The 14,996-nt window shown below is 69.2% G+C and carries 16 protein-coding genes; 7 read left to right on the forward strand and 9 right to left on the reverse strand.

Features of this window, described 5'->3' with window-relative positions:
• Positions 1–4: 4 nt before the first annotated feature.
• The 3 genes from ACFQS9_RS12650 to ACFQS9_RS12660 form a co-directional block, all read right to left on the reverse strand.
• Positions 5–517 carry a hypothetical protein gene (locus tag ACFQS9_RS12650; RefSeq protein WP_378405108.1) on the reverse strand — a complete coding sequence of 171 codons (513 nt, stop codon included), beginning with the start codon at positions 515–517 and terminating at the stop codon, positions 5–7.
• Positions 518–597: 80 nt separating this feature from the next.
• On the reverse strand, positions 598–1,179 hold the full coding sequence (gene pth / locus ACFQS9_RS12655) for an aminoacyl-tRNA hydrolase (protein ID WP_378405110.1): 582 nt from the start codon (positions 1,177–1,179) through the stop codon (positions 598–600).
• A 114-nt stretch (positions 1,180–1,293) separates the two neighbouring features.
• On the reverse strand, positions 1,294–1,935 hold the full coding sequence (locus ACFQS9_RS12660) for a 50S ribosomal protein L25/general stress protein Ctc (protein ID WP_378405112.1): 642 nt from the start codon (positions 1,933–1,935) through the stop codon (positions 1,294–1,296).
• A 317-nt stretch (positions 1,936–2,252) separates the two neighbouring features.
• On the opposite strand from ACFQS9_RS12660, the gene ACFQS9_RS12665 reads away from it, so the two are divergent.
• A complete protein-coding gene (locus tag ACFQS9_RS12665) occupies positions 2,253–2,732 on the forward strand; it encodes a heme-binding beta-barrel domain-containing protein (RefSeq protein ID WP_378405114.1) in 480 nt (159 codons plus the stop codon).
• A gap of 30 nt (positions 2,733–2,762) precedes the next feature.
• Here ACFQS9_RS12665 and ACFQS9_RS12670 read toward each other — a convergent pair whose 3' ends face one another.
• On the reverse strand, positions 2,763–3,932 hold the full coding sequence (locus ACFQS9_RS12670) for an aminotransferase class V-fold PLP-dependent enzyme (protein ID WP_378405116.1): 1,170 nt from the start codon (positions 3,930–3,932) through the stop codon (positions 2,763–2,765).
• Positions 3,933–4,067: 135 nt separating this feature from the next.
• Between ACFQS9_RS12670 and egtA the strand changes: the two genes are divergently transcribed.
• The 4 genes from egtA to egtD are packed head-to-tail and all read left to right on the forward strand — an operon-like array spanning position 4,068 to position 8,454.
• Positions 4,068–5,348, forward strand: a complete 1,281-nt coding sequence (gene egtA / locus ACFQS9_RS12675; protein ID WP_378405118.1) for an ergothioneine biosynthesis glutamate--cysteine ligase EgtA — start codon at positions 4,068–4,070, stop codon at positions 5,346–5,348.
• A complete protein-coding gene (egtB, locus tag ACFQS9_RS12680) occupies positions 5,345–6,727 on the forward strand; it encodes an ergothioneine biosynthesis protein EgtB (RefSeq protein ID WP_378405120.1) in 1,383 nt (460 codons plus the stop codon). The genes egtA and egtB overlap by 4 nt, the downstream gene beginning before the upstream one ends.
• The gene (gene egtC / locus ACFQS9_RS12685) at positions 6,728–7,486 is read left to right on the forward strand and encodes an ergothioneine biosynthesis protein EgtC (RefSeq protein WP_378405122.1); all 759 of its coding nucleotides are present in this window, start codon (positions 6,728–6,730) and stop codon (positions 7,484–7,486) included.
• Positions 7,483–8,454 (forward strand): L-histidine N(alpha)-methyltransferase, encoded by a 972-nt coding sequence (gene egtD, locus ACFQS9_RS12690; protein WP_378405124.1) that lies wholly within the window; start codon positions 7,483–7,485, stop codon positions 8,452–8,454. Before egtC ends, egtD begins: the two co-directional genes overlap by 4 nt.
• Positions 8,455–8,503: 49 nt before the next feature.
• Here egtD and ACFQS9_RS12695 read toward each other — a convergent pair whose 3' ends face one another.
• Entirely contained in the window at positions 8,504–8,632 is a 129-nt protein-coding gene (locus ACFQS9_RS12695) for a hypothetical protein (protein WP_378405126.1), read from the reverse strand.
• A 347-nt stretch (positions 8,633–8,979) separates the two neighbouring features.
• Positions 8,980–9,225: a hypothetical protein gene (locus ACFQS9_RS12700; RefSeq protein WP_378405128.1), complete on the reverse strand. Its 246-nt coding sequence runs from the start codon at positions 9,223–9,225 to the stop codon at positions 8,980–8,982.
• Positions 9,226–9,494: 269 nt separating this feature from the next.
• Here ACFQS9_RS12700 and ACFQS9_RS12705 point away from each other — a divergent pair, with 269 nt between their 5' ends.
• A complete protein-coding gene (locus ACFQS9_RS12705) occupies positions 9,495–11,051 on the forward strand; it encodes an alpha/beta fold hydrolase (RefSeq protein ID WP_378405130.1) in 1,557 nt (518 codons plus the stop codon).
• Positions 11,052–11,766: 715 nt separating this feature from the next.
• On the opposite strand, the gene ACFQS9_RS12710 is transcribed toward ACFQS9_RS12705, so the two are convergent.
• The 3 genes from ACFQS9_RS12710 to ACFQS9_RS12720 all read right to left on the reverse strand — a co-directional run bounded on the left by ACFQS9_RS12710 (position 11,767) and on the right by ACFQS9_RS12720 (position 14,397).
• Positions 11,767–13,410 (reverse strand): cutinase family protein, encoded by a 1,644-nt coding sequence (locus tag ACFQS9_RS12710; RefSeq protein WP_378405132.1) that lies wholly within the window; start codon positions 13,408–13,410, stop codon positions 11,767–11,769.
• 201 nt (positions 13,411–13,611) lie between these two features.
• Entirely contained in the window at positions 13,612–13,740 is a 129-nt protein-coding gene (locus tag ACFQS9_RS12715; protein WP_378405134.1) for a hypothetical protein, read from the reverse strand.
• A gap of 147 nt (positions 13,741–13,887) precedes the next feature.
• On the reverse strand, positions 13,888–14,397 hold the full coding sequence (locus ACFQS9_RS12720) for a GNAT family N-acetyltransferase (protein ID WP_378405137.1): 510 nt from the start codon (positions 14,395–14,397) through the stop codon (positions 13,888–13,890).
• A 23-nt stretch (positions 14,398–14,420) separates the two neighbouring features.
• Here ACFQS9_RS12720 and ACFQS9_RS12725 point away from each other — a divergent pair, with 23 nt between their 5' ends.
• Positions 14,421–14,993 (forward strand): helix-turn-helix domain-containing protein, encoded by a 573-nt coding sequence (locus ACFQS9_RS12725; RefSeq protein ID WP_378405139.1) that lies wholly within the window; start codon positions 14,421–14,423, stop codon positions 14,991–14,993.
• Positions 14,994–14,996: the final 3 nt, after the last annotated feature.

A 14,996-nucleotide genomic window follows, 5' to 3' on the forward strand; every position in this document is an offset into this window, starting at 1 on the left:
GGAACTACTCGCCGATTCGGACGTAGGAGGTCGAGCCGTCGAAGCTGAACGATCCGGCCGGTCCTCGGCAGGTCATGGACTTTCCGTCGTCGGCCGTGCACGACAGTTCACCCACGGTGAGGGTCGAGCCAGGTGGCAGCAGCTGGCCGGTGATGAACGCGCCGGCGACGTTGACGACCTTGCGGACGCCGTCGGGCTCGATGACGACGGCGTCGGCGGGCGCCCGCACGCCGGTCTGGGGGTCGACGATCGGCTGATCCGTCTTCGGCAGCGGAAGGTCACACAGCATGTGCGGCGCCTGGTTCTCGGTCTGGTTGGGGTTGAACCAGCAGCCGGCGGCTCCGGACACGAGGTGGAAGACGTGCTTGCCGTCGCCGATCGCGTAGTCGTCGGGATCGACCTGGACTCCCTCGGCGGCCGTCGGGACCCCGGGGGTGCTCGAACCCGCGCAGCCGCTCACCAGGATCCCGGCCGCGAGCGCGAGCCCGGCACCCGTCGCGCTGCCCCACCGAACCACTACGCCCCCTGAGTAATTTTCGATCTCCACACCATCGCGACGTCCGCCGCGTTGCCCAGATAGTAGCCAGCCCGGTTCGATCAGTGCAGCTGGTTCTGCGCGGCCTCGAGGCCGACGCGGAGCAGCAGCTCGACGGCGTCGGCGGCCTCCTCGCAGACCAGGTCCAGTTCCTTGCGTTCGACCGACGAGAACGGCTTGAGCACGTAGTCCGCGGGATCCATCCGGCCGGGCGGTCGGCCGATGCCGACACGGGCTCGGAGATAGTCCTTGGTGCCGATCGCGCTGGAGATCGAGCGCAGGCCGTTGTGCCCGCCCTCGCCGCCGCCGAGCTTGAGTCGGAGCGTCCCGAAGTCCAGGTCCAGTTCATCGTGCACGACAACGAGATTCGCGGGTTCGACGGAGAAGAACCGGGCCAGTGCGGCCACCGGCTTCCCGGAGAGGTTCATGTAGGAGCGCGGCTTCGCCAGGATCACCTGACGGCCCGCGATACGCAGCGTGACCGCGTCCGAACCGCTCTTCTTGTGGGCGGTGAAGCGGGCCCGTTCGCGCGCGGCCAGTGCGTCGACCACCATGAACCCGATGTTGTGCCTGGTGCGTTCGTACTGCGGTCCGGGATTTCCCAGCCCGATGACAAGGGCGGTTGATTCGGATGGCTGGCTCAACGCGGTCGGCTCTCGGTCGTAGGGGTGGGGCCGCGAACGTCAACGGCGCGCCGTCCCTCGCGGGATGGCGCGCCGTCGACGTTAGCGCTGCACTGATGTGTGCGGTGGAGCGACTCAGGCCTCGGTGGCCTCGGCCTCGGCGGCCGGCTCCTCGGCGGGGGCCTCGGCGCCCTCGGCGCCCGCACCCTCGGCCTCGAGGGCCTCGGCGGTCGGCGCGGCGACGATGTTGACGATCAGGAGCTCCGGGTCACCCTGCAGGGTGGCGCCCGCGGGCAGGGTCAGGGCGGAGGCGTGGATCTGGCTGCCGACCTCGAGGCCCTCGACCGAGACCTCGATCGACTCGGGCAGGTTCATCGCGTCGGCCTCGATGGAGACGGTGGTGGCGTCCTGGGCGACCAGGCTGCCGGCCTCGGCGTCACCGGTGACGACGACGGGGACCTCGACGGTGACCTTCTCGCCCTTCTTGATGACCAGCAGGTCCGCGTGCTCGATGTACTGCCGGATCGGGTGGACGACGACCGACTTGGTGAGCGCGATCTGCTCCGTGCCCTCGATGTCGAGGGTGAGGACGGCGTTGGTGCCGTGCGCGCGCAGGACCTTGGCGAACTCGCGGGCGTTCAGCGCGAGGTGGCGCGGATCTTCCTGGTGGCCGTAGAGCACCGCGGGGACCTGGCCGTCGCGGCGGGCGCGGCGGGCGGCACCCTTGCCGAACTCGGTGCGGACGGCGGCTTCGAGGCGATTGACATCGGTCGACATGGGAAAACAGCTCCTACGGCTCACATCAGATTTGATTCGGTGGCATTGCGGTTCTCGACGGGGGGCGGACGACGCGCACGGCCCGGAGCGCATACTGCTCGAAAGGTAGCCGTAGCCGCGTCGATCACGGTGAGCCTGCTTCACAGACAAGACGGAAGTGGATCACCCTCGCCGAGACAACCAGGACAGCCTACCGGAGACCCCGGATCGATCGCCAATCGGTCTCGACACGCCTCCGCCCGCAATCCCGGGGGTGGCGGAGGCGGCCGTTAGGTTTGGGCAGGGAGACCGACAACCACCGAACCCCGGGAGGGCCGATGAACGACGCAACCGCCGCGCTGGCGCCGTTGGGCGTACTCGCACCGTTTGCCGGCCACTGGGCGGGCACCGGCGAGGGGCACTATCCGACGATCGAGGGCTTCACCTACGACGAGCAGGTGAACCTGACACCGATCGGCAAGCCGTTCCTGACCTACCTGTCCCGCACCCGCAAGCCCGGCGGCGGACCGCCGATGCACACCGAGAACGGTTACCTGCGGCTCGCGGGCGGCGACAGCGTCGAGCTGCTGGTCAGCCAGCCCACGGGATTCGTCGAGATCCATCAGGGCGAGGTCCGCGACGGGGTGCTCGAGATGACGGCGCTGTCACTGAGCCGGTCCCCGGGCGCCAAGCCCGTCCACGAGATCCGCAGGCGCTGGGTGGTCGCGGGCGACCTGCTCACCTACGACCTGTGGATGGCGCACGACCAGACGCCGCTCACCCATCATCTGCACGCCGAGCTGCACCGGCAGGAGTAGCGGCGCTCACCCGGTCCTCGCCCACCAGTCCTACAGTGCCGCGACCGCGTCGACGAGCCGCTCGAGGTCCTCGAACGAATTGAAGTAGTGCGGTGATGCCCGCACCACGGCGTCCAGGTCCCGGTTGCTCATGTCCACCAGCGTCGAGCCACGGCCACTGACGGTGACGGTGATGTCCTTGGCGGCCAACGCTTCCCGTACGGCTGCCGCGGCAACTCCATCGACAGTGAACGAGACGATGCCGCTCCGGCTGCGGCCGAGGTCGCGTACCGTCGCGCCGGGGATCGCGGCCAACCCGGCGCGCGCGAACTCGGCACGCTCGGCCACCGCGGGGGCGACCTCGTCGATCCCGAGCTCGAGCAGGTAGCGGACAGCCGCGCCGAGGCCCAGCCGGCCCGCGACGCCGCACTCCCAGAACTCGAACCGCGACGCGTCGTCTGCCATCCGGTACCCGTCGGTGTCCGTCCACTGCGCTCCGTGCAGGTCCAGCGCGGCGGGCTCCAGGGTGCGGGCCAGCTCGGGGCGCACATAGAGGAACCCGGTGCCGCGCGGCGCTCGCAACCATTTGCGGCCGGTGGCCGACAGCGCGTCGACGCCGAGCTCGGCGACGTCCACCGGGATCTGGCCGACCGACTGGCAGGCGTCGAGCAGCACCAGCGCGCCGACGCCGTGCGCCAGGTCCACCACCTCACGGACGGGATTGACCAGACCGCCGTTGGTGGGCGCGTGTACCAGCGAGACCAGCCGCACCCGTTCGTCGAGCATCCGGGCGAGGGCGTCGAGATCGATCTCTCCGGTGGGCGTGGACGGGATCACCTCGACGACGGCGCCGGTCGTGCGGGCGCGCTGCAGAGCCGCGATGGCGTTGCTGGCGTACTCGACCTCGGTCACCAGGATTCGATCGCCCGCGGTCAGCGGCACGGCGTAGAAGAAGTCCGTCCACGCCCTGGTCGCGCTCTCCACCAGCGCGAGGTCGCCCGGCTGGGCGCCGAGCAGCTCGCCGAGCGCCGACTTCACGTCGGCCAGGTCGGCGGCGCGCTCCTGGGCCGCGAGGTATCCACCGATCTCGGCCTCTCGTCGCAGGTGGGCGGTGACTGCGTCGAGGACCGGCTCCGGGGGCAGCGACGACCCGGCGCTGTCGAGGAAGACCTTGTCGAGGCAGCCGGGGGTATCGCGGCGTAGGCGTTGCTGATCGAGCATCGTCGGACCCTCCGGGTGGGCTGGTGTTGTCCGTCGGACAGTACCGTCGCCGCCCTCGCGCGAGGACGCTCCGCGGGTGCGCGATCGGCGATCTCGGTTTAGTGTCGGTGACGGTCTCTATTGTCGAATTCGTACATGCCGAACACGCGCCGCCGACGATCGGAGCAGCTGATGGCGATGGCAGTGGATTCACGCCGGCTCACGACACGAGCCGCTGCGGAGGCGTACGTCGGTGGGGTCTGTTTCAAGCTCGGGCCACCCCGACTCATCGGAGCCGAACTGGAATGGCTGACCGCCCGTGACGACCCCGCGCGGACCAGGCCGGACCTCGGCGACATCGCCGCCGCGCTGGGGCCGCACGCGCCGACATCGATTGCCCCTTCTTCACCCGCTCTGAGTCTGCCGAGCGGAAGCGCCGTCACCATCGAACCCGGCGGCCAGATCGAACTCTCCAGCGCGCCCCTGACCTCGGTCGAGGAGCTCTGTGCCGCGCTTGCCTCCGACGAGGCCGTCCTGCGTCGCCTGCTGAGGGCCGCGGGCATCACCGTCCGATCCTGCGCCGCCGACCGGTCCCGACCGGCCCAGCGGCTGCTGCGGCTGCCGCGCTACCGGGTCATGGAGGAGCGGTTCGACGGGATCGGACCGTTCGGCCGGCTGATGATGTGCAACACCGCCGCCACCCAGGTGAGTGTCGACGCGGGCGCGGATCCGGCCGAGGTGGCCGCTCGGTGGCGGCTGCTGCACGACGCCGGTCCCGCGCTGCTGGCCGCCTTCGCCTGCTCGCCGCGGCTGCGCGGGATCCCGGACGGCGGGTGGGCGTCGCAGCGGATGCGGACCTGGCTCGAGCTCGACCCGGCACGAACACGGCCGCCGTTGACCTCCGATCCGGTCGCCGACTACGGCCGCTGGGCGCTTGACGTGCCCCTGCTGTGTGTCGTTGGGGGACGCGGTGCGGGTGGCTCCGGCATCGACGGCGACTGGTCGGCGCCGCCCGATGCCACGTTCGCGGACTGGATCGCCGGGGCACTCGACTCCGAGATCGACAGGCGCCCGGACCTCGCGGATCTCGACTACCACCTGACCACGCTATTCCCTCCGGTCCGGGCGGCGGGCCACCTGGAGGTGCGGTACCTGGACGCGCAGCCCGGCGATCTGTGGCGGGTGCCGATCGCGGCCCTGGCCGCGCTGCTCGCCGCACCGGCGACCGTCGCGGATGCCACCGCCGTCGCGGCGTCGACCGCGGGCCGGTGGCGCGACGGCGCCGAGTTCGGGCTCCGCGACGGTGAACTGCGTCGTGCTGCAAGCGAATTGCTCTTCCTGGCCGCGGCGCGGTCCCCCCGGTTCGAGTCGGAGCTCGCGGCCGCGGCCGAGCGATGTTGCCGCGGCAGGACCCCAGCAGAGGAGTACCTCCGATGACCGTTGGCCCATCGACAGAAGCATCCACGCCGGTGGCCCTGTCGACCGAGGACCTGCGCGCTCGGCTCGCGACGGTGCTCGCGCGGGCGCGCGCCCGGAGCGCGGCGCTCACCGAATGCGTCGACGAGTCGGAACTGGTCGCGCAGCATTCGCCGCTGATGAGCCCGCTGGTGTGGGACCTCGCGCACATCGGCAACCAGGAGGAGCTCTGGTTGGTCCGTGATGTGGGCGGTCGGGAACCGGTGCGCCGCGACATCGACGAGATCTACGACGCGTTCAAGCATCCGCGCGCGGACCGGCCCACGCTGCCGCTGCTGAACCCGGACGAGGCGCGCGGTTACGTCACCGAGGTGCGCGACAAGGTGTGGGACATCCTCGACCGGTCGCCGCTGACCGGCAGGCCGGTCGAGCGGGACGGGTTCGCCTTCGCCATGATCGCCCAGCACGAGCAGCAGCACGACGAGACGATGCTCGCCACCCACCAGTTGCGAAGCGGCCCAGCGGTGCTGCGTGCTGTGCCGGCACCGGACCCGGTACGGGCGGTGACCCCGGCCGAGGTGGTGATCCCCGGCGGCGAGTTCACCATGGGCACCTCGACGGACCCGTGGGCGCTCGACAACGAGCGGCCCGCACACCGGGTGCACGTGGCTGCGTTCGCGCTCGACGTCGCGCCGGTCACCAACGGGCAGTATCGGGAGTTCATCGCAGACGGTGGGTACGAGCGCGCGGAGCTGTGGAGCGAACGCGGCTGGGCACACCGGCAGTCGGCAGGCCTGACCGCGCCGCAGTTCTGGGAACGTGACGGGGCGGGGGACTGGTGGCGCCGGTCGTTCGGGCTGCTCGCGCCGCTGAACCCGAACCAGCCGGTGGTGCACGTCTGCTACTTCGAGGCGCAGGCGTACGCCCGGTGGGCGGGCAAGCGGTTGCCCACCGAGAGCGAATGGGAGAAGGCCGCCCGGTGGGACCCGACGACCGGGCGATCACGCCGATACCCCTGGGGCGATGAGGAACCCGGCGCTGAGCATGCAAACCTCGGGCAGCGGCACTTGGAGCCGGCCGGTGTCGGGGCGTACCCGCGGGGGCGCTCCCCGCAGGGCGTCGATCAGTTGATCGGCGATGTCTGGGAGTGGACCTCGTCGGACTTCCTGCCCTACCCGGGTTTCGCGGCGTTCCCCTACCGGGAGTACTCGGAGGTCTTCCATGGCGGCGACTACAAGGTGCTGCGTGGCGGGTCGTTCGGCACCGACCCCGTGGCATGCCGAGGCACCTTCCGCAATTGGGACCACCCGATCCGTCGCCAGATCTTCGCGGGATTCCGGTGCGCACGAGACGTCGGTGCGCGAGATGACCGCACGCGCGATGTGACGGAGAGCGCCTAGATGTGTAGGCACCTGGGCTATCTGGGCCCGCCGCGCGCGGTGGGCGAACTGATCACCGCCGGACCGCACAGCCTGCGCGACCAGTCCTGGGCGCCGCGGGACATGCGCCGTGGCGGCACGATCAACGCGGACGGGTTCGGCGTCGCGTGGTGGCAGGGCAATCCGGGATCGCCGGATGGGGTGCAGGCCTACCGGAATCCGGCGCCGATGTGGACTGACCCCGCAGTCGACGGGGTGCTCGGTCAGGTCCGTTCGGGTGCAGCGCTCGCGGCGGTCCGCTCGGCCACGGTCGGCATGCCGCTCGAGCGTGCCGCGTGCGCCCCGTTCACCGGCGACGGGTGGGCGCTGAGCCACAACGGCCGGATCGTGGGCTGGCCGGATTCGATCGCCGGGCTCGCCGAGTGGCTGCCGGCGGTCGAGCTGCTGCGGATGCCGGCGTTGACGGACTCGGCGTTGCTGTGGACCCTGGTGCGGCGCCGACTGGATGCCGGTGCACCGGCATCGGCACTGGCCTCGGTCATCGCCGACGTTCTCGAGGCCGCGCCCGAATCGCGGCTGAACCTGTTGCTGGGCAACGGCACGACACTGTGGGCCACCACCGTGTACCACTCGCTGTCGGTGAGGGTGGACGAGGTCAGCGCGATGATCTCGTCGGAGCCCATCGACGACGACCCGGGCTGGCAGCCCGTACCCGATGGGCACCTCGTCGAGGCGCGACCGGGACATCTGAACATCACTGAGTTGGGAGATCACCTATGAGCGAACCGACCCTGGAGATCCACCTGTCCCCGGCCCAGATGCTCGGGTACCTGCGCGACGACGCCCTGATCGGGCTCAAGTCGACACCGAAGTGGCTGCCGCCCAAGTGGTTCTACGACGCCCGGGGGAGCGAACTGTTCGAGGAGATCACCCGGCTGCCCGAGTACTTCCCGACCCGCACCGAGCGGGAGCTGTTGCGGGCGAGCGCCGCGGACATCGCCGAGGCCACGTCCGCACAGATCCTCGTCGAGCTGGGATCGGGTTCCTCGGAGAAGACGCGGCTGCTCCTCGGCGCGCTGACCGCACACGGAACGCTGGAGCGCTATGTGCCGCAGGATGTGTCGGAGGCAGCTCTGGTCTCGGCCACCGAGCAACTCGCCGCCGAGTTCCCCGCGCTGACCGTGCACGGCATCGTCAGCGACTTCACCGACACACTGCACAACCTGCCGCGCGGGGGCACGAGGATGATCGCGTTCCTCGGCGGCACACTCGGCAACCTGGTGCCCGACGAGCGGGCCGAGTTCCTGGCATCCATTGCCGAGGTACTGGACGAGGGGGAACAGTTGCTGCTCGGAGTCGGGCTGGTCACCGACCCGGCGGTGTTGGTGCCGGCCTACGACGATGCGGCGGGGGTGACCGCGCAGTTCAACCTGAACGTCCTGTCCGTGCTCAACGATCAGCTCGGGGCGAACTTCGATCTGGACCGCTTCCGGCACGTGGCGCTCTGGGACGAGGGAAACGAGTGGATCGAGATGCGACTGGAGGCCGCGGAGGCGATGACCGTGTGCCTGCCCGGGATCGGCCTGGACGTTCGGTTCGCCGCGGGGGAGCAGATGCGCACCGAGATCTCCGCGAAGTTCCGGGTCGAGGGCATCTGCAAGGAACTCGATGCCGCGGGGTTCGGCAGCGATCGGGTCTGGACGGATCCCGATGAGCGGTTCGCGCTGATCCTGGCGGACAGACAGTAGGTCCGCGCCGGACCCGCACGGCGAACGTGTGGGTCCGGCGGGCCGCCGACTAGGACTGGGAGTTGAGGAACAGGCCCAATCCGAGCAGGGCGCCGGCGCCGCTGAGCAGGCCGGCTCCGAATCCGGCGACCTTGGCAACGGTGCCGAGCATGGCGAGGTCGGCGTCGGAAGATCCCATGGTGTTCTCCTTATGGCGTTTGTGTGAGTGATGCACGTCTCAGTGCGCCGCCATTGTTGGCAGAGAAGTTCACCGGCCCGACCGCCGGTCTCGGTGACTGAGACCCGGCGCGGGCACCGCGCCGACGCCACCCCGTTTCGGGTGGTGTCGGGCGGTGCCCGGTGGGGTTTCGCGTTGTGCGGCGAAGGCGAGTTGGTTGCGCCGGTTGTGTGCCGGCAGTGGTCTTCGGTGGGGGTCGACCCACGGTGGTGGGTGAACCACGGATGGCCGTCGTGGTTGCTGATGTGAACGGTCCAGTCGCCCCGGTGGATGGTGGTGTGGTGGAAGCGGCGGAGCAGCACCAGGTTTCACAGGTTCGTGGGTCCGCCGTTGGCCCAGTGGTGGATACGGTGGACTTCGGTCCAGGCGGCGGGTCGACCGCAGCCGGGGAAGGCGCAGCCGCAGTCGCGGGCGCGGCGACGCCCCGCACGGTGGCGGACCCGGTCCTGATGCTCGGCGGCAGCGGTGTTCGTGGTCGCGCTCGTGGCCGCGCTGGTGGTGGACGTGGTGGCGGTGGCGACTGCGAGGTCGTCGACGTCGACGAACACGCTCACGTGCGGCCGTTCACAACGGCCGGGGTACCGGTGACGCGTGACCGAAGGCGCGGAAGGGCCCGGTCGTGCCACCCGCTGCCGGACCGTACGGCGGGGTAAGTGCTTCGAACGCGCCAGTGGGCTGGGTGATATGCAACCCTTCGTCCTGCCGATGAAGTGTGCAGAAAGCGTTGTGGCGCACGAAGTAGACAAGAGCGGCAGCGGAAAGCGTCTCGACGCGTCGTGGGACCGCGTACCCTGCGGATATTCCTGTCGAAGGAGGATGGTCGATGAGAGCGACGTCGATTCTTCTGCACGGTTTTCGGTATCGGTTCGTTTGTGCGGCGACTTCACTCGTCGTCGCTGCATCCAGCGTCGTTATCGCCGCACCGTTCGCGCGCGCCCAGAACTGCGACCGGGAACCGACGGGAACCCAAACGTCGGATTACAACCTGGCATTCACGGTTCCGCAGAATTTGATGCCCGATTCGAGATTCGCCGACAGGTCCGCGACAATCCGGGTGCATCGGGTGAGTCCGACGTACGCGCGCGGTAAATGTCCCGGCGTGCAGAATCTCGCGACGGTCCTGGTGCACGGCAGAGCCCAACCCGGATCGACAACCTTCGACCTGCGCGCGCAAGATGCCGCGGGCGGCAGCCTGAGCCTGCAGGAAGCGCTAGCTCGGGCAGGCATCGACACGTTCGCCCCGGACCTGCTCGGCTACGGCCGGTCGACCCGCTTCGAGGACGGACTCGACGATCCAGCGAACGCGAGCCTCCCAGGCTACGGACCTGGCGACACCTGCGCGACACCCGCGGCGGGATGCGACAAGACCCGCAACGCCAACATCTTCCCGCTGAATCAGCAGGCGCGCTATCTCGGCGACGGGATCACCCCGCCCATCGAGGGGCTCGGCGTCAACCCCCTGCAAGGGGAACTGCGCCCGCATAAGAGTCACACGTACTTCGCCAACATCGATGTCTGGGTACGCGACATTATGCAGGTCATCGACGACGCGATCGCCAAGGCACAGCCACGGGCGAACAAGGTCGTCCTGCTCGGCTACTCGTTCGGTGGACCACGTGTCGCCCGCACTCTCTACCGCCTCGGCGAGCAGGCCGACCGGAAGGTGAGCCAACTCGTGTTCGTGGACTCGTTGTTCAACCGGTTGCCCGGCCAGACCACCGACGTCAATCTCCCGACCGAGGAAGCGCAGCTGCCTCCGGTCGACCGGTCGACGTCGTTCCCCCTCAATATCAGTCCGACCGGCGGCTGGGATCCGATTTCCCCCGGCCGTGAGCCCGCCTGCGCCGGCCGGATTCCGGCCGGCGCGCCACAGGCGTTGAAGCAGCAGGTTCTGGAGCTGGATCCGCTCGGGGCGTCCTGGGGCGGAAGCGATGCCGAGCTCCCGACGGGAGTGCTGCGCTCGCCGACGTTCACCCTGTACGGGTGGAATCCCACCGTTGCGGCGACCTTCGATCAGCCGACACTGATCCTGCACGGCGCCGAGGACCTGCCGGCCCCGCTGGTGAATGCGGACAACATGTTCAACGCGCTGACCTCGGTCACCAACAAGGCAGTGGTGAAGGTGGAGTGCGGAAGCCACTTCATGCCTGCGGAGGGATGCGACCCCACCCGGTCCAGTCGCTGTGACGACGGCATTCCGGACACCATCCCCTATGGTCAAACCTCACAGGTCTGGGCCGGCCCGCACAGCACCGCCGCGGCGGCAGTCGCCGAATGGGTCAAACGAGGAACCTTCAACAGCAAAGAATGCGGACGCTTCAGGGTAAATGCGAGCGGAATCGTCAACGAGGAGGCGCCGACAGGCTGTCCGGGTGCCTAGATCGAGCCAAAGATACTGCGAAGCGAACCGGGATCGTGATCGGTGTCGAACCTCAAACCGAACTCCTGTCCGCGGGTGAGGCGGCCGATACTTGCCGCACGGATCTCTGCACGACGGAGGATTCTCGCAAACGGTGGATTGTGCGATGTCCGATGGTCAGCGTTAGTTGGCGGTGGCGTGTGTGGGGCAGGCCAATTCGGGTTCGATCTGTCAGCCGTGGTCGTGTAGCCACGTTCGGGCCTGGTCTCGCTGCGTGCCAGCCCAGGGCTCGGTGCACGAAGAGTGCACGAGCCGCCCGGGGTGCAGCTGCTGATCGACGACGCGGCGCTCGAACGATCTCGCCGAAGTGTTCTCGATCAGCAGACCCATGGTGTACCGCACACTCCAACGCGGCAAACCTGGCCAAACACACTGAGGCTCAGCGAAAGCTGCGCAGGACGATCTTGGTCCTCGGTCATATCGATCTCCGAAATTTCCCGAGTACTACGGCTACCCCACCTGTTCGGGAGTTCGAGGATCACCCGAACCTGGTCGTTTGGGGGTACCTCCCTGCACGAAGTGCTTGGGGGACCGTTTTCCCGGCGTCGAAGGCCGCCGCCACCTGCGGATGCTTGGCGAGTTCGCGCCCGAGCCGGACGATCCTGCTCGCCTGACCGGGCGTCATGGTGGCCGCCCGGCGAGCCAGCTGCCGGGCGAGGGCGCCCCGACCGGAACTCTATTCGGCCGGACTCGGAGCCGGAGCGCTGGTGGTAACCGCCGCGGCGGTAGTCGAAGCCGCCGGCGACTTTTCCGTGACGGTGGCCGTCCCCGCTACCGAGGTCGGCGTCGGCTCGACCGTGGAGGCCGCTCCGGCGCTCGGCGCCGTCACCGTCGCGGTCGACGTGCTGTCAGTTGTCGGCGTGGTGGACCCCGTCGTCGGCGGAGTATCCGCGAGGAGCTCTGCCGTCGGTACCGGCGTTGTGGTCGCGGTGGCCCCTGTCGCGCTGGGAGCGGCCGCGGTGCTCGCGCCGTCCGGCTGGTTCGCGGTGATCGGTTGCCCGTTCTGCGCCTGCTGTGCGAGGTGCGTCAGCCACGCCGCGGCGTACTCGGCGGAGGTCAGCGGCTTGCCGTTGTTCGGATCCGCGTCACGCCAGTAGTCGAAGTGGTGTCCTGTGTCGGGCGCCAGCGTCAACTTGTAAGGGTCGCTCAAGACGACCGGGATCGTGTTCTGGTTCGTCGTGATGAGACCGATGATCTCGTTGAACACCTTCTGCGGCAGGTAGGCGAGCGGCGACATCTCGTCGGCAGCGATCGACTGGGCCTTCGCCGGGCTCGGCGCGGGCTGGCCGGGCTTGTAGGACGGCGCCGACACGGTCAGGAGCACGTCGAGGAAGGTCTGGTCGCTCTGCATCCAGTTGGGCTGCGAGCCGATCTCCGTGAACGCGTCGAACGCGATGCGGCTGAGCGTCACCGCGACGTCCTGCCCCGTCGCAGGCGTGAGGCCCTCCCGCTCGAGGGTGTCGACGTTGAGTTGCCTGCCCACGTTGACGGCAAGCTGCAGCAGCGAGATGTTCTGCGGTACTGCGCAGGTCAGGTCGTCGTCCGAACAGAACGAGGCAACCTTTCCGCCCAGCACACCGAAGTCGTCGCCACCGGTGTCCGGCAGCGCGCCCTGCCCCCCGGTCGCGTTCGTGCCGTCCTGATACTTCCGGTCGAAGCCGTCCGGTCCGGCGAACGGATTCTTCGCGCCGGGGAACGGCCCCTGCTCGGCCGCGCGGCCCGCGTCGGCGAGGATGACGACGCCGACGACTTTCGCCGGATCGACGATCCCGTAGCTGCCGTCCGCGTCAGCTTCTTGATGCCCGACGTCCATCGCGACGCGGCGCGCGACATCGGCGCCCTCGCTGTAGCCGACCACCGCGAACTTCGTGTTCGGGCAGGATGCCTGGATCTCCCGCATGACCGACTTGGTGTTGGCCACGCCCGCGGCAACCGCGTTCTCGTAGTTGTTCATGTTCGCGGGGTAGGCGATGTAGACGGCGGCGTATGAGCCCGGATCGACGGCGCCGCCCGGTGCGTTGACCACCGGGTCGACCCAGCGGCTCGTGTAGTCACTCGAGAGGGCGGCCGGGAGTTCCTTGCCGTTGGGGTCGACGAGCATCTTCGTGGTTCCCGCGACCGGCGTGTCGTGGCGGCCGGCCACCGAGACGGTCACCATGTCGTGGCACTCGGTCGTCGATGCCGTGAGTTCGGTGTCGACGGTGCGTGGGGCCGGGGACAGTGCCCAGGTCAGCGTGACCACTGCCGTCACCCCCACGACGGCGGGCGCGATCAGGCCCGAGGCGATTCGATGGCGCGCGAAGAATCCGCGAAGTGTCATGCCCGCTCCCTACATCGACATCGGGCACACGGCGTCCTACCCCCGCGCGGTGTGTGCCCCATCTTCGGGATACATCGTCACACGGGGGGAGATCGCTACGTCGCAACCTCCCGGATTCGCCGAAACTCGAGTAGGGGGTGCGGCCCCGGTGCCGGACCCGCACGGTGGAGGTGTGCGGGACCGGCGGATGGCTCCGGTGACCTACGAGCCGGTGGCCGCGAGAAGGCCGAGGCCGATGATCGCACCGACTCCGCCGAGCAGTCCGGCGCCGATGCCTGCGAGGTTGGCGACGTTGCCGAGGGCAGCCATGTCAGCTTCGGAAGATCCCATGTGTGTGCTCCTTTTTCGGGGTTGTGTTGTACGTCTCAGTACCCCGCTATTGGTATCGCGGGTCACATGCCTCGAAAGAGGGCCGCGTCCGCTGAGCGGAAAAAGAGCCGATCGGTCTGTGCCGCACCGGCATGCTCCGCCGTGGTGCTACAACGTCAGCTGCATGAACGTCAGGTCCAGCCAGCGCCCGAACTTGATACCCACCTCCGGCATCTGGCCGACGATCCGGAAGCCGAACCGCTCGTGCAGGGCGATCGACGTGACGTTGCTGGACTCGATGCTGGCCACCATCGCGTGGATGCCCGCGGCCCGCGCCCGCTCGACGAGCTCGGTCATCAGGGCGCTGGCGATCCCCTTGCGGTGGTGGTCCACGTGCACGTACACCGAGTTCTCCACGGTGTGCCGGTAGCCGCTCTTCGCCCGCCACACCCCGTACGAGGCGTACCCGGCGACCCGGCCGGCCGAGCCGCTGTCGTCCGCGGAGGTGACCGCGACGAGCACGGGAAAACCGGCCCGCCGCCGGTCCTCGAGCCAGGTGCGACGGTCGTCGACGTCGACGGGCTCCTCGTCCCAGATCGCGGTGGTGTTGGCGACCGCCTCGTTGTGAATCGCCAGGATGCCGGGCAGGTCGTCGTGGTCGGCATCGCGGATCAGCATGGCAACCCCTCTATAGTGAACGAATGTCTCACATAGTAGACGATCCGACCGCTCGGATCGGCGCGCGGATCCGGCTCGAGCGCGAGGGCCGCGGGTGGTCGCTGAGCGAGCTCGCCGACCGATCCGGGGTCTCGCGGGCGATGATCAACAAGGTCGAGCGCGGGGAGTCCAGTCCGACGGCGACCCTGCTCGGCCGGCTCTCCGGCGCCTTCGCGCTGACGATCTCGCAGCTGATCTCGCGGGCCGAGCCGCAGGCGGGGCGGGTGAGCCGGGCCGACGATCAGCCCCGGTGGACCGATCCCGCGACCGGGTATGTGCGCCGGCAGGTCTCGCCGCGCGCGGGCGGTCCCACCGAGCTCACCGAGGTCGAGCTGCCGCCGGGCGTCGAGGTGGCATATCCGGCCGCCGCCTACGCGTTCAGTCGCCGGCTCATCTGGGTGATGGCGGGAGTCCTGACGTACATCGAGGGCGAGGCCGTACACGTGCTCGAGGCGGGGGATTGCCTCGAACTGGGTGAGCCGGTGGACGGCGCCTACCGCAACGACGGGCCGAATCCGGCGCGCTACGCCGTCGTGGTGCTCACGCCCGAGCGCTGACCG

It is taken from the genome of Rhodococcus daqingensis, assembly GCF_042665615.1.
In the GTDB taxonomy this organism is placed as follows: Bacteria; Actinomycetota; Actinomycetes; order Mycobacteriales; family Mycobacteriaceae; genus Rhodococcus_G; species Rhodococcus_G daqingensis.

Excerpts from the sequence above, each read along its gene's own strand:
- ACFQS9_RS12660 (WP_378405112.1), bottom strand. The coding sequence starts at position 1,935 with ATGTCGACCGATGTCAATCGCCTCGAAGCCGCCGTCCGCACCGAGTTC.
- ACFQS9_RS12665 (WP_378405114.1), top strand. The coding sequence starts at position 2,253 with ATGAACGACGCAACCGCCGCGCTGGCGCCGTTGGGCGTACTCGCACCG.
- ACFQS9_RS12670 (WP_378405116.1), bottom strand. The coding sequence starts at position 3,932 with ATGCTCGATCAGCAACGCCTACGCCGCGATACCCCCGGCTGCCTCGAC.
- egtA (WP_378405118.1), top strand. The coding sequence starts at position 4,068 with ATGCCGAACACGCGCCGCCGACGATCGGAGCAGCTGATGGCGATGGCA.
- egtB (WP_378405120.1), top strand. The coding sequence starts at position 5,345 with ATGACCGTTGGCCCATCGACAGAAGCATCCACGCCGGTGGCCCTGTCG.
- egtC (WP_378405122.1), top strand. The coding sequence starts at position 6,728 with ATGTGTAGGCACCTGGGCTATCTGGGCCCGCCGCGCGCGGTGGGCGAA.
- egtD (WP_378405124.1), top strand. The coding sequence starts at position 7,483 with ATGAGCGAACCGACCCTGGAGATCCACCTGTCCCCGGCCCAGATGCTC.
- ACFQS9_RS12695 (WP_378405126.1), bottom strand. The coding sequence starts at position 8,632 with ATGGGATCTTCCGACGCCGACCTCGCCATGCTCGGCACCGTTGCCAAG.
- ACFQS9_RS12705 (WP_378405130.1), top strand. The coding sequence starts at position 9,495 with ATGAGAGCGACGTCGATTCTTCTGCACGGTTTTCGGTATCGGTTCGTT.
- ACFQS9_RS12710 (WP_378405132.1), bottom strand. The coding sequence starts at position 13,410 with ATGACACTTCGCGGATTCTTCGCGCGCCATCGAATCGCCTCGGGCCTG.
- ACFQS9_RS12715 (WP_378405134.1), bottom strand. The coding sequence starts at position 13,740 with ATGGGATCTTCCGAAGCTGACATGGCTGCCCTCGGCAACGTCGCCAAC.
- ACFQS9_RS12720 (WP_378405137.1), bottom strand. The coding sequence starts at position 14,397 with ATGCTGATCCGCGATGCCGACCACGACGACCTGCCCGGCATCCTGGCG.
- ACFQS9_RS12725 (WP_378405139.1), top strand. The coding sequence starts at position 14,421 with ATGTCTCACATAGTAGACGATCCGACCGCTCGGATCGGCGCGCGGATC.